The sequence below is a fragment of the Nisaea sp. genome (assembly GCF_039990255.1).
Classification (GTDB): Bacteria; Pseudomonadota; Alphaproteobacteria; order Thalassobaculales; family Thalassobaculaceae; genus Nisaea.
On sequence record NZ_JBDXGG010000018.1, the window covers coordinates 1,255,392 to 1,268,322 of the forward strand.

Genomic DNA, 12,931 nt, shown 5'->3' on the forward strand with positions numbered 1-12,931 from the left:
CCTGGCCGGACAGCGTCCGCCGATCGGATACTTCCATGAGCGCGCATTATTACCTGACGACGCCGATCTACTACGTCAACGACAAGCCCCATATCGGCCACGCTTACACGACGCTTGCCTGTGATGTGCTGGCCCGGTTCAAGCGTCTGGATGGCTATGACGTTAAGTTCCTGACCGGCACCGACGAACACGGTCAGAAGGTGGAGACCGCGGCGGCGAATGCTGGCGTCGATCCGCAGGCCTTCACCGACAAGGTGTCTCAAAACTTCCGCGATCTTGCGGGCGCGATGAAATTTTCGAACGACGACTTCATCCGGACGACGGAAGAGCGCCACAAGAAGGCGTGCCAGACGATCTGGAACAAGCTGCTGGAGAAGGAGCACATCTATCTCGGCGCTTATGAGGGCTGGTATTCGGTTCGCGATGAGGCGTTCTTCACCGAGACCGAGGTCGTCGACGGTAAGGCGCCGACCGGAGCGCCCGTCGAGTGGGTGGAAGAGCCGAGCTACTTCTTCGATCTGTCCAAATGGCAGGAACCGCTCCTGAAATATTACGAGGAGCATCCTGACTTCATCGCCCCATCCGCGCGGCGCAACGAAGTCATAAGCTTCGTGAAGTCCGGCTTGCGCGACCTTTCGGTGTCGCGCACCAGTTTCAAATGGGGGGTGCAGGTTCCGGGCGACGATGCGCACATCATGTATGTCTGGCTGGATGCGCTGACGAACTACATCACGGCCGCCGGATATCCGGATACCGACAGTGCTGAGTACAAGGCCTTCTGGCCAGCGGACCTTCACATGGTTGGCAAGGACATCCTCCGCTTTCACGCGGTCTATTGGCCAGCTTTCCTGATGGCTGCGGATTTGCCGCTTCCGAAGCGTGTCTTCGCGCACGGTTGGTGGACCAATGAAGGCCAGAAAATCTCTAAGTCCATCGGCAACGTGATCGATCCGCTGGAATTGATCGAGAAGTACGGACTCGATCAAGTGCGCTACTTCCTGCTGCGGGAAGTGCCGTTCGGCAATGATGGCGACTATTCCCACACTGCCATGGTCAACCGGGTGAACAGCGAGCTTGCCAACGATTTCGGCAACCTCTCTCAGCGCGTTCTCTCGATGATCTCCAAGAATTGCGACGGTAGGGTACCGACGCATGGAGATTTTACTGATGCGGACAAGGTTCTAATGGATGCGGCAGCCGGCCTGCTTGAGACGGTGCGGCAGACATATGATGCACAAGCCTTCAACAAGGCACTCGATCAGATCTGGCAAATCGTCGGGGACGCCAACCGCTATGTTGATGAGATGGCTCCGTGGGGGCTCAAGAAAACCGACCCGGACCGGATGGCGACCGTGCTCTATGTGCTGGCCGATACTATCCGTGTGCTCGGCGTGCTGATGCAGCCGGTTGTGCCGGATAGCGCATCGAAGATGCTGGATCAGCTTGCACTCGGCGAAGAGGACCGGAAGTTTGCAGCTCTCGGAAACCGGCTGGTTCCTGGAACTGAACTGCCTAAGCCAAGTCCGGTTTTCCCGCGTTATGTCGAACCGGAATTGGCGGAGGTCTGAGTGAACGTGCCGGCGATCGTTGATTCTCACTGCCATCTTGATTTCGAAACATTCGAGGAAGAACGGGACGAGGTGATCGCGCGGGCCCGCCGAGCGGGCGTCTGCCGCATGGTCACGATCAGTACCCGGGTCACGACTTTCCCAAAGATCCGCGCTATCGCGGAGCAGTATGACGATGTCTTCTGCTCTGTCGGCATTCACCCGCATCAGGCGGGGGAGGAGCAGGAGGTTTCCGTTGAGGAACTGGTTGGGCTTGCCGCGCATCCGAAAGTGGTCGGCATAGGCGAATCGGGCTTTGACTACTTTTATGACAGCTCCCCGCGCGACGCGCAGCGACGCAGCTTCACCACCCATATCCGGGCGGCCCAGGAAACCGGACTGCCGCTGATTGTCCATGCCCGTGATGCGGATGACGACACCGCCGAACTCCTGGAAGCAGAATATGCCCGCAAGCCCTATACGGGTGTTTTGCATTGCTTCAGCAGCGGCCACCGTCTGGCTGAGCGGGCGCTGGAGATCGGCTTTTATGTCTCGCTCAGTGGCATCATCACCTTCAAGAATGCCGAAGATATACGCTCGACAGTAAGAGACGTGCCACTGGACCGCCTGCTGGTCGAAACGGACTCTCCGTACCTCGCGCCCGTTCCAAAGCGCGGCAAGCGTAATGAGCCGGCTTATGTCGCCCATACCCATCAGGCGCTGGCCGCGTTACGCAACGTTTCAGTCGAGGAAATGGCAAAACTGACGACGGAGAATTTCTTCCGTCTGTTCTCCCGAGTTTCTGTGCCTGAGGCCATCACCCTCAACGACGGAGACTGACCACCATCATGAAGATCACCATGCTCGGATGCGGGCCATCTTCCGGCGTTCCGGTTGTCGGTGACGGTTGGGGAGCATGTGATCCGTCAAACCCGAAAAACCGCAGAAGGCGCCCGTCGATCCTGCTTGAGGAGGGCGGCACAAGCATCCTGGTGGATACGACACCTGATCTCCACGATCAGCTTGTCGATGCGAAGGTCACAGATCTCGATGCAATCATCTACACGCACAGCCATGCGGATCATGTGCACGGTATCGACGACATCCGTCCGCTCTGCTGGGGAACCGGGAAGCAGATCCCGACCTACATGGATGCCAAGACCCGCAAGGACCTCTTCCAGCGGTTCGGATACATGTTCGAGAAAACGCCGGGAAGTCCGCCGCATTTCCGCTCACCGCTAAAAGCGCGGGAAATCTCTGCAGGCGATACACTCGAGATCGGTCCGCTCTCGATTGAGCTATCGGAGCAGGATCACGGTCCCAGTGGCACCTCACTCGGGCTGCTAGTCAACAGTGCCTTCGCCTATTCAACAGATGTCGCAGCTTTTACCGATGCTGAGCTGGACCGGCTGAAAAATATCTCAGTCTGGATCGTAGATTGTCTCCGCATCGATCCGGCACGAAGTCACGCTAACCTTGAAACAGCACTCGGTTGGATAGAGCGCGTGAAGCCGGCGCGAGCAATTTTTACCCACATGGCCGCCTCTCTTGACTATGAGAAGACCCTCGAAAAATGCCCGCCTGGCGTTGCGCCTGGCTATGATGGGTTGGTCATAGAAGTCTGATATCCGTCTTGCGGCTTGCGATCGTGAACCGTTGATCTGGAGTTAGTTTTTTGATCACTTTATGATCGTAATATCATACTGTTACCGGAGCATATTAATGTTAAAAATCTGGGGTCGTCGCAGCGCCTTCAACGTGCAGAAAGTCATGTGGCTGATCGGTGAGCTCGGGTTGCCGCATAAGCACACAGAAGCTGGAGGTGCGACGGGTGGGCTGGATGACCCGGCGTTTCTCGCCATGAATCCGAACGGCAAAGTTCCGGTGATCGACAACGATGGAACAATCGTCTGGGAATCCCACTCCATTCTGCGCTATCTCGCGGCCATCACCGGAGATACCGCGTTCTGGGCGAATGACCCGGCGGCACGATCGGAGGCCGACAGATGGATGGACTGGTCACAGACAAGTCTTCAGCCGGCATTTCTGACCGGGATATTCTGGGGCTATTTTCGCACGCCGGAAGCGCAGCGAGACTGGCCATCTATCAGGGAAAAGCAAAAGCTTACGTACCAATGCCTGGTACGTCTGGACGAAGCACTGGACGGCCGTGACTTTCTGGGCGGCTCACAATTCGGTTTGGCCGATATTCCAGCGGGAACCAATCTCTACCGGCTTTTCGGCATGGATCTGGAATGGCCTGCTGTGCCTCGGGTTGCGGCTTGGTATGAACGCTTGAAGGAACGGCCCGCATATCGTCAGCACGTAATGATCCCGTTTCAGGATCTGAAGGGCCGCACCAGTTTCTGATCCGGCCCTTTCACGATCTTATTGTGCCAGTCCCAGAAGCACTTTCAATGCACGCCGTTTTCCTATTGGCTGCGACCCGGGAGTCGTTGCCGGATCGGACAAGTGCGCATTCGGAACCACTTCATTGGTTCGGATGTTGACGATGTCGCGGTAGAGTACGTCTGCCTTGTGCCAATTTGACTGCAGCGGCGTGAAATATCTGCAGTCCTTGAAATAGTAGTGCGTCACTTGACTGTGTCGGCTGCGTCCGTCCTCAAGAATGGGGCTACCGCCATGGATGACGTTCGCCGACCAGATCACTGCTTCACCTTTTTCGACAGTAAGAGTTTCTTTCTGTAGTCCGTGCGCCGACATCAATTGGTCGATGAAATCCACATAGACCGCATAAGCCGCAGAGGATTCGTCGGGGTTCCTACTGCCTTCCCGTCCGACATCGAAAAAGTCATAGATCGGGAGGAGATGGCTGCCTGGATAGTAGAATAGCGGGCCATTATTTTCGTCGATATTCTCCAGTCCCACCCATACACCGCACATGAAGCGATGTGGTAGGGAGTCGAAATGGATAGTATCAGTATGGCCTGCCTGCTCGGTTCCAACACGGAAATTGAGTGTCTGGAACGGCACTGCATCGCGACCATAAATCAGCTCAAGGGTGTCCAGGATTTTCGGAAACAGGGCAATCTGCTTGACCTTTTCGTTGGACCGCCACGCATCCTGAATTCGAACAGGATCGTCGTAACCTTCTGCGAGTTCCTCTATCAACTTCTCGGCGGTGCCGTCACAGATCGTTTCCCGCAAATCAATCTTAATGAGGCCGTTTTCGTGAAACTCCCGTACCAACTCTGCCTTGTCGCCAGACAAATCTTTTTCCGCCAAGAGACGGCCAAAAAATGGAGAATGCACCCAAGGCGTATTCATGTCTTTCGGATCGAACTCTGATTTGCGCGGCCCATTTTGCAAAACGGATAGATACTGTTCCCATTCCTGCTGGCGCATCGGCTTTTCGGACAACCAGTCTTCGAACTCATTGTCATCACAGGCTCCAGCGTACCCAAAACCGCGCATGTGAGACGCGGAGGCGTTCTTGTTTTTCGACATATTGATTGCTTTCGGAACTCAGAAATTTGATAACCCACAATATTAATGCGTTCTAATTGGTTAAAAGAAGAAGTCAAACAATCAAACTATGAAAGATCCAGATCGAGCAAAGCCCAGTCAGCCGGTTTTCCTTCTGACTCCGCGCGCCTGCGCAGCATGCTCCTGAAACCGTTGCGGGCCATTTCGAGATCGAGACGCAAGTCGAAGCGCTTCGATACCGTTTCAGCGACATCAAGCAAGGTTTCAAACCCTTCCATGCAGCGCGCTTCGTCACGTGCATTCTGGTTCGCAAGAATAAGCCATCGGGGCTGCTGACGCCTCATGGCCTCAACGAACCCAGTGGCGCCTGCTGGTCCAGATGGGTCGGGCAGGGGCGGGATTACCTCCCGGACATAGAATTCCATCCAGCGATCAAAATACCCGCGTAACTCCAGAACAGGTTCAGCGCCCGTATCTGACGGTCCGGGGCATTCAACCCTATCGGAATTAAATGCCGCAAATCGCTCGTAGAGAAGATCCTCGATAAAGACTTCGAGAAATTCATAGAGCGTGGTGGTCGAACCGATTGCGTGCAACATGCCCGCAAGCTCTTTCGGGACGACCGTAATGTAATCCTCGCGCTGTGAGCTCTTGTGCGATCTGTTGTGCTCGCCCGCATGCCAGGTAATCACCCGACCAGGTTTCTTCAGAGCGTCCTCAAGTGCTATTCTGCCCACAAGAAATCCAGATAATGACCGTGACCGAGGGACCCGAGTTCGATGATAGACCCGAATCTGATCGGCGAGTTACAGAAAGATCACCAGAAAATGCTTCTTTCAAAGGAAGAAGCTGCAGCTTTTCTTGGGGATCTCGCCGCGCTTTGCCGACAACATCATGTGTTGCTGCGAACTTCGGACGGGATGATCAGGTTTTCCAAGAGTTTTGAGAAATCTGACACGCGGACGACCTTCAAGACCCTTGTCGATTCACAGGGCCGCGCGCCTGCCGCGAAGATTGCTCTGAAGGATTAAACGATGGGGCAGCGCATTCAGGGATTGGGAGCTGTAAGCGGTCCGGTGGAACATATGCCGGAGATCATCCGAGAAGAGCAGGGTGGCTTTCTGCATGGCAGCCGTTTCCCTAAAAGTCGACGATGTCTTGTCGCCCAGGTCAACGCTCTCGACCGGCGAAGTTCTGATCGGCAAGCCATTTTGGCTCATCAAGCTCAGGCCCGAAATATTTGATCGATCCAAATTAACGATTGATGCAGTACAGATTGTAAAGTCGCGCGACAGTCGGACCTTTGGCCTCCTTGGGAAAAGTGAGCAGAACAGAGCGGGATGGCTGAAAGCTTGGCTGGTACCAGTGACAGCCCCAGATACAGCTGTTAGAGACAGATCTGCAGCAAGCCTAGCCGATTGCTCGTTTGTAAAGTTCCGCCGTCAACTCATCCGACAGGGGTCACGTTGTGACTGATCTGCTGAAGCGTTTCGCTGGCTATTATCGACCGCATCGCGGTCTGTTTGCGCTCGATTTTTCCAGCGCCGTGGTTGCGGGGCTGCTGGAGCTCGCCTTCCCAATCGCGGTAACCATATTTATCGATCGTCTTCTGCCAACCAACGAGCTCGGCCTGATCGCGCTCGCGGCTCTCGGTTTGCTTCTCATCTATATGCTCAATGCCGGGCTCCAGGTCATCGTCACCTATTGGGGACATATGCTTGGTATCAAGATCGAGACAGAGATGCGGCGGAAGGCATTCGATCATCTTCAGAAACTGTCCTTCGGTTTCTTCGACAATCAGAAGACTGGCCATCTGGTAGCGCGGCTTACCAAGGATCTGGAAGAGATTGGCGAGGTTGCCCATCATGGCCCAGAGGATCTGTTCATTGCCTTGATGACATTGATCGGGGCGTTTGTCCTGATGCTCTGGGTGCATGTGCCGCTGGCGATTCTGACTGCTTTGATCGTTCCGCTGACAGCATGGGTAACGACGCGCTATGGCCGGCGAATGACCAAGACATGGCATGCGCTCTACGGCCGGGTCGCTGACTTCAATGCCCGTATTGAGGAGAATATCGGCGGTATCCGTGTGGTGCAGGCTTTCACCAACGAAGATCACGAGCGCAAGCTGTTTGCCGAGAACAATGCAGGTTATCTCAACACCAAGCTCGAAGCTTACAAGGTGATGGCCGCCTCCATGTCACTCTCATACCTGTCCATGCGTTTCGTGCAGGTCGTGGTAATGCTGGCAGGCTCTTGGTTCGTCGTGCATGGGGAGCTCACGGCGGGAGGATTCGTTGGCTTTTTGCTGTTGATTGGAGTGTTTTTCCGTCCTGTCGAGAAGATCAACTCCGTCATCGAAACCTATCCGAAAGGCTTTGCTGGCTTTCAGCGCTACACACAATTTCTCGATACCCGGCCGGACATCATGAACCGAGACGGCGCGCAAACCGTCGACCGTCTTAAGGGCGATATCGAATACCACGCCGTGAAGTTCGATTATCAGCCCGGGACTCCGGTCTTCGAGGATCTGAACCTTTCCATTAAGGCGGGGGAGACGATCGCTTTTGTCGGACCCTCCGGGGCGGGCAAGACGACGATCTGCTCTCTGTTGCCGCGCTTTTACGAGGTTACTGACGGGGCGATTACGATCGACGGCATCGACACCGGTGCCCTGACTCTGAAGTCTCTGCGTTCCAACATCGGTATCGTGCAACAGGATGTCTTCCTGTTCGCTGGCACGATCCGGGAGAACATCGCCTATGGCAGGCTTGAAGCGACAGACAAAGAGATTGCCGAAGCGGTGCGTCGCGCTCGGCTTGAGGATGTGATCGCTGCACTCCCGAATGATCTCGACACCGTTATTGGCGAGCGCGGGGTAAAACTCTCCGGCGGGCAGAAGCAAAGGCTGGCCATAGCACGTATCTTCTTGAAAAACCCGCCGATCCTGATCCTTGACGAGGCGACTTCGGCGCTCGATACGGAGACCGAGCGTGCCATTCAACAATCCCTGACAGATCTTTCGGATGGCCGCACGACGCTGGTGATCGCCCATCGCCTGGCAACGATCGTTAATGCAGACCGTATCCTGGTGATCGAAGAAGGCCGTATCGTCGAAGAGGGAAGCCACAGCGCGTTGCTGGCCCGGCCTAATGGCCGTTATCGCAGCTTACATGCGGTCCAGGCCGGTGATGGTTCGACTCAGTCCACAATCGCCCGTTCCGCATGATTTGTTAAGGAGTAGGGGCATCTGGGCGGAAATGCTCTTGCTGAGTCTTTCGACGCAACTGCTCTAGAGGCATCGACGGTTGGCCCACCGAGCCATGATCCGATAGATAAAAGCTAGCCCTAATGATGGTTGCCGCTTGTATTCGTACCAGTCAAAAACAACTATCTACCGATGTCGGTTTATTTCTCTTAACGTGAGCCTCGAAGCTGTCCTCCATGACTGTAATCCCTTTCGAAAACAGCTTTGCGCGGCTTCCGGAGCGGTTCTATGCGAGACTTTCGCCCGAGCCGGTTTCGGCGCCAAATCTTATCAAAGTGAACCACACACAGGCGCTTCGCCTAGGTTTGGATCCAATCGCGCTCGAGAGACCCGGCATGGTTGCGGCCCTGGCGGGAAACGTCCTGCCGGAAGGTGCCGAACCCCTTGCTCAGGCTTATGCCGGGCATCAATTCGGCAATTGGAACCCTCAACTAGGTGACGGCCGCGCGATCCTGTTGGGCGAAATGGTTGCGCCTGATGGCTATCGCTTCGACATTCAGTTGAAAGGCTCCGGGCGGACGCCGTTCTCGCGCCGTGGGGACGGACGTGCGCCGCTGGGGCCAGTTCTTCGGGAATACATCATCTCTGAAGCGATGGCCGCGCTCGGTGTTCCAACGACTCGGTCATTGGCCTTGGTCGCGATGGGTGACAGCGTTTACCGGGATGAGATTGAGCCCGGTGCTGTTCTGACGCGCGTTGCGGCGAGCCATATCCGCGTCGGTACTTTCCAGTTCTTCGCAGCACGCGGCGATAGCGACGCCGTTCGCCTTCTTACTGATCATGCGATTGAGCGGCATTACCCGGATGCAGCTGAGGCAGAGGACCCGGCCTTGGCCTTCCTGCAAGGCGTTGTGGGGCGTCAGGCAACTTTGGTTGCCCGGTGGATGGCTTTGGGATTTATCCACGGGGTTATGAATACGGACAACATGACCGTTAGCGGAGAGACGATCGATTACGGGCCATGCGCGTTCATGGATTCATATCATCCACTGCGTGTTTTCTCATCCATTGACCATGGCGGACGCTATGCCTATGCCAATCAAGCACGTATCGCGCAGTGGAACCTCGCATGTCTGGCACAATCGCTCCTGCCTGTTCTTTCAGGCGATGAAGATGCGACATTGAAAGCCGCTCGACATGCCGTCGATGCATTCTCTGATCTTTTCCGAAACGCGTGGTTAACCGAGATGAGGACCAAACTGGGACTCGCCGGCGCCGAAGAGGGGGATGCGGTCCTGATTGAAAACCTGCTTAAAGTTATGGAGGAGGCCGAAGCCGACTTCACCCTGACTTTTAGAGGGATTTCAAACGGATCGGCGCGCGAACAATTCCGCGACCCAAAAGCTTTTGACAGATGGTTGAGCGATTGGCGTGGCCGTGGTGGCATCGAGACATCGGGTTTGAATCAGATAAATCCGTTATTCATTCCGCGCAATCATCTTGTTGACGCTGCGATAACGGCGGGTCTCGATGGTGATTTCAAACCGTTCGAGGATCTCTTGAGAGTTCTTTCCGATCCTTACACAGCACGATCGGAACACGCGACCTACGCGAAGCCTCCACAGCCTGACGAGCGTGTATATCAGACCTTCTGCGGCACCTGAGAGCTATAGCGGCGGTAAATAGGTAAACTAGAAAGTTGGTGCCAAACATAATTTCCCATAATATACATTATGACATCATTATATGTAGCGGCATTTTAGTAATGCGTCAGCCAAATAGGATATTAAAGGCCTGTTCTCATTGGGATAGGTACGGTCTTGGATCAGGCAAGACTGGGGCGATCGGCTGTCTGCCTAATGCCTTCTGTTCTACGCAACATCGCTAAAACGCGGATATCCCATTCATTATCAAATCCGACGCCGCCAAAACTAATAACCGCATCATATTGGCGCTATATGCGCTCCCTCGATCACTATCCCTTTGGATAGGTTTTTCGAGGTCTACGTTCGCAGCAAAAAGAATGCCTTGAATGTTATGTTATATCATAACATATTATCCCAACATCAGCTGTATAATGAGTGTCCAATGCGCACCACATATAGAGATCGGAATGCCGACCACATCCTGGTTCGCAAGGTGTATAACAATTTCCGCTTTTCGGCTTACAGCCTGTCTTCAAAGACAAGCCCATGAGCAAAAACGGACACTCAACAAAGACCAAGCGGACGAACGATCAACTCGTATTGCGCGTATTGCGGCGCGCGAACGGACCGCTGACAGCCTACCAAATTCTCGACCGGCTGCGGGAAGATGGAATTTCGGGCCCTCCGACCGTCTACCGCGCCCTGGACAAGCTTCTGGAAAAGGGCCTCGCCCACCGTATCGAGACTCTCAACGCATATGTGCGCTGCAGAGAGCGGAAGCATTGCACGCAGCCTGCTTTTGCCATCTGTGATGGATGCGGGACTGTTGCCGAGTTCTCCGACGCAATGATGCAGACAAGACTGCAAGAGATAACAGAACAGATGGGATTTGGTGTGCGCGCCGGCAGCATCGAGATGCGCGGTAGGTGCTCAGGGTGCCGCTCCAATGACGAAAAACGCGAGGCTGTCCGATGAAAACCGCTCCTATTCCCGTTATCCTGCTGACCGGGTTTCTCGGGAGCGGCAAGTCGACGCTCCTGGGCCGTATTCTGCGCGACCCGCGATTCAGCGATACGGCAGTGGTCGTGAACGAATTCGGTGAGGTCGGTCTGGACGGCTTTCTTGTCGAGCATTCGCTTGAACAGACCGTTGAAATGACCTCAGGCTGTCTCTGCTGCACCATCCGAGGTGATGTACGGCAAACACTTCTCAGCCTGCATAGACGACAGGCTGAAGGCAAAGTGCCTGCCTTCGAGAGACTCATTATCGAAACCACCGGGCTCGCTGACCCGGCTCCCGTCCTCCATACGCTGATGACAGAGCCTCGGCTCGCAAACCGTTACATGCTGGGCGGCGTGGTCACGACCGTCGATGCGGTTACAGCGGAAATGACGCTGGAACGTCATGCCGAAAGCGTTAAGCAAGTGGCTGTCGCGGACCGGATTGTCCTGACCAAGACGGACATGGTCCTCGACCCGACGTCGAAATCCGATCTAGAGATCCTGAAATCCGATCTTCAGCGTCTCAATCCCGGTGCACGTATCGTTGACAGGCACGATGCCGGTTTCGACCTCAGGCAGCTCTTTGACACGTCGCTCTACGATCCCGCAACGAAGAGCATCGACGTCCAGCGCTGGCTGAACAGCGAGGCTTACGAGGACAGTGAAAGCGCTCATGCGGACGACCATCAACATGCGCATGAACACGATCATGGTCATGACCACCACCACGAAGATGGGCACGGGCATCATCACGACATCAACCGGCACGGTGACGATATCGAGGCTTTCAGTCTTGTCTTCGACGAGCCGATCAGCAGCACTGCCTTCACGTTCGCGCTTGATCTTCTGATTTCGTCGAAAGGCGCTGACCTCCTACGGGTCAAAGGCATTCTGAATATTCTGGATAAGCCTGAGACGCCGGTGGTGATCCACGGCGTCCAGCACGTTTTTCACGATCCTGTTTGGCTAGACGCTTGGCCCGATACAGATCGCCGGAGCAAAATCGTCTTCATCACACGCGGCATCTCGAAAGCAACGGTGAAAACTCTTTTCGATGCAATCACGACTCTCGCGAGTAGTCGGGAAGAGACAGAACCCGAACTAGAACCGGAACCAGCGAGCTAAAATGTCCGTGGACAATACAAACTCCCATTTCGCCCGTCATGGAAACAGGCCGCGCTTTGATCTGGCGAGCCGCATCCCCCTGCTCTCTCCATTGAGCCTGGGCGCTCCTGCGCGCCTTGCAATTTCTGCCATCTGCGCGGCACTGCTGTGGGCTGGTGTCATCTGGGCTCTGCAATGAGCGCGTCGGTGGGACCGTCGATCTCGTTTAAAAATTTGACACTTGGATATGATCAGCACCCGGCTATTCACCAACTGAGCGCTGTCATCGGTGCCGGGTCACTGACCGCTCTTGTCGGCCCCAACGGAGCCGGGAAATCAACGCTTCTCAAGGGCATAACCAAAGTTCTCTCTCCATACGAAGGCCGAATAGTCATTGACGATGCGTACAGCCACCGCATCGCATACTTACCGCAGCAGACGGATATCGATCGCAGCTTTCCAGTGACCGTGTGGGACATGGTTTCGATGGGGCTGTGGCGCCGAATTGGCGCATTTGGTCAATTCAAGCGGCGTGATGCCAAAAGCATCGCCGAAGCCCTGGAAGCGGTCGGTCTCAGCGGTTTCGAGCGCCGCTCCATTGGATCGCTTTCCGGGGGGCAATTGCAGCGCATGCTTTTCGCCAGGTTGCTGTTACAGGACGCGAATCTTATTTTGCTCGATGAACCCTTCGCGGCAATCGATGCCAAAACGGCTGCGGACTTGCTCGCACTCATTTCTCGTTGGCATTCGGAATCCCGTACCATTATCGCGGTTCTGCATGACTTCGCTCAGGTTAGGGCCCATTTTCCGCAAGCCTTGCTCCTGGCTCGCGAATGTATTGCAAGCGGTCCGCCATCACGCGTTCTGACCGATAACAACCTCACCCGCGCGCGTCAGCTCTGCGAGTCCTTCGACAACGACGCGGAACCCTGCAGCAGGGAAAAAGTCGCGTGATCTATGAAAACCTCATTTCACCTT

The 12,931-nt window shown here is 55.2% G+C and carries 12 protein-coding genes; 10 read left to right on the forward strand and 2 right to left on the reverse strand.

From position 1 onward, the window contains the following. Positions 1-35 precede the first annotated feature (35 nt). The 4 genes from metG to ABJ076_RS16190 all read left to right on the forward strand — a co-directional run bounded on the left by metG (position 36) and on the right by ABJ076_RS16190 (position 3,917). Positions 36-1,568, forward strand: a complete 1,533-nt coding sequence (metG, locus tag ABJ076_RS16175) for a methionine--tRNA ligase (protein ID WP_348185176.1) — start codon at positions 36-38, stop codon at positions 1,566-1,568. After that, the gene (locus ABJ076_RS16180; RefSeq protein ID WP_348185178.1) at positions 1,569-2,387 is read left to right on the forward strand and encodes a TatD family hydrolase; all 819 of its coding nucleotides are present in this window, start codon (positions 1,569-1,571) and stop codon (positions 2,385-2,387) included. Between the two features lie 8 nt (positions 2,388-2,395). Then, entirely contained in the window at positions 2,396-3,172 is a 777-nt protein-coding gene (locus ABJ076_RS16185; protein ID WP_348185179.1) for an MBL fold metallo-hydrolase, read from the forward strand. Between the two features lie 97 nt (positions 3,173-3,269). Beyond that, complete coding sequence (locus tag ABJ076_RS16190; protein WP_348185181.1) at positions 3,270-3,917, forward strand: glutathione S-transferase family protein; 648 nt, start codon at positions 3,270-3,272, stop codon at positions 3,915-3,917. A gap of 18 nt (positions 3,918-3,935) precedes the next feature. On the opposite strand, the gene ABJ076_RS16195 is transcribed toward ABJ076_RS16190, so the two are convergent. Then, positions 3,936-5,015 (reverse strand): phytanoyl-CoA dioxygenase family protein, encoded by a 1,080-nt coding sequence (locus tag ABJ076_RS16195; RefSeq protein ID WP_348185183.1) that lies wholly within the window; start codon positions 5,013-5,015, stop codon positions 3,936-3,938. A gap of 86 nt (positions 5,016-5,101) precedes the next feature. Then, positions 5,102-5,731 carry a hypothetical protein gene (locus ABJ076_RS16200; RefSeq protein WP_348185185.1) on the reverse strand — a complete coding sequence of 210 codons (630 nt, stop codon included), beginning with the start codon at positions 5,729-5,731 and terminating at the stop codon, positions 5,102-5,104. 42 nt (positions 5,732-5,773) lie between these two features. Between ABJ076_RS16200 and ABJ076_RS16205 the strand changes: the two genes are divergently transcribed. The 6 genes from ABJ076_RS16205 (at position 5,774) to aztA (ending at position 12,907) form a co-directional block, all read left to right on the forward strand. Continuing rightward, positions 5,774-6,025, forward strand: a complete 252-nt coding sequence (locus tag ABJ076_RS16205; protein WP_348185187.1) for a hypothetical protein — start codon at positions 5,774-5,776, stop codon at positions 6,023-6,025. A gap of 446 nt (positions 6,026-6,471) precedes the next feature. Further along, positions 6,472-8,223, forward strand: a complete 1,752-nt coding sequence (locus ABJ076_RS16210) for an ABC transporter ATP-binding protein (protein WP_348185921.1) — start codon at positions 6,472-6,474, stop codon at positions 8,221-8,223. A gap of 215 nt (positions 8,224-8,438) precedes the next feature. Continuing rightward, the gene (locus ABJ076_RS16215; RefSeq protein ID WP_348185191.1) at positions 8,439-9,866 is read left to right on the forward strand and encodes a protein adenylyltransferase SelO; all 1,428 of its coding nucleotides are present in this window, start codon (positions 8,439-8,441) and stop codon (positions 9,864-9,866) included. Between the two features lie 528 nt (positions 9,867-10,394). Continuing rightward, positions 10,395-10,823: a Fur family transcriptional regulator gene (locus ABJ076_RS16220; RefSeq protein ID WP_348185193.1), complete on the forward strand. Its 429-nt coding sequence runs from the start codon at positions 10,395-10,397 to the stop codon at positions 10,821-10,823. Next, complete coding sequence (locus tag ABJ076_RS16225) at positions 10,820-11,974, forward strand: GTP-binding protein (protein ID WP_348185195.1); 1,155 nt, start codon at positions 10,820-10,822, stop codon at positions 11,972-11,974. Before ABJ076_RS16220 ends, ABJ076_RS16225 begins: the two co-directional genes overlap by 4 nt. Positions 11,975-12,148: 174 nt before the next feature. After that, positions 12,149-12,907, forward strand: coding sequence for a zinc ABC transporter ATP-binding protein AztA (gene aztA / locus ABJ076_RS16230; protein ID WP_348185198.1), 759 nt, complete (start codon positions 12,149-12,151; stop codon positions 12,905-12,907). Positions 12,908-12,931 lie beyond the last annotated feature (24 nt).

Coding starts and splice junctions, on each gene's coding strand:
- metG (WP_348185176.1), top strand. CDS start 36: ATGAGCGCGCATTATTACCTGACGACGCCGATCTACTACGTCAACGAC.
- ABJ076_RS16190 (WP_348185181.1), top strand. CDS start 3,270: ATGTTAAAAATCTGGGGTCGTCGCAGCGCCTTCAACGTGCAGAAAGTC.
- ABJ076_RS16225 (WP_348185195.1), top strand. CDS start 10,820: ATGAAAACCGCTCCTATTCCCGTTATCCTGCTGACCGGGTTTCTCGGG.
- ABJ076_RS16205 (WP_348185187.1), top strand. CDS start 5,774: ATGATAGACCCGAATCTGATCGGCGAGTTACAGAAAGATCACCAGAAA.
- ABJ076_RS16195 (WP_348185183.1), bottom strand. CDS start 5,015: ATGTCGAAAAACAAGAACGCCTCCGCGTCTCACATGCGCGGTTTTGGG.
- ABJ076_RS16185 (WP_348185179.1), top strand. CDS start 2,396: ATGAAGATCACCATGCTCGGATGCGGGCCATCTTCCGGCGTTCCGGTT.
- ABJ076_RS16215 (WP_348185191.1), top strand. CDS start 8,439: ATGACTGTAATCCCTTTCGAAAACAGCTTTGCGCGGCTTCCGGAGCGG.
- aztA (WP_348185198.1), top strand. CDS start 12,149: ATGAGCGCGTCGGTGGGACCGTCGATCTCGTTTAAAAATTTGACACTT.
- ABJ076_RS16220 (WP_348185193.1), top strand. CDS start 10,395: ATGAGCAAAAACGGACACTCAACAAAGACCAAGCGGACGAACGATCAA.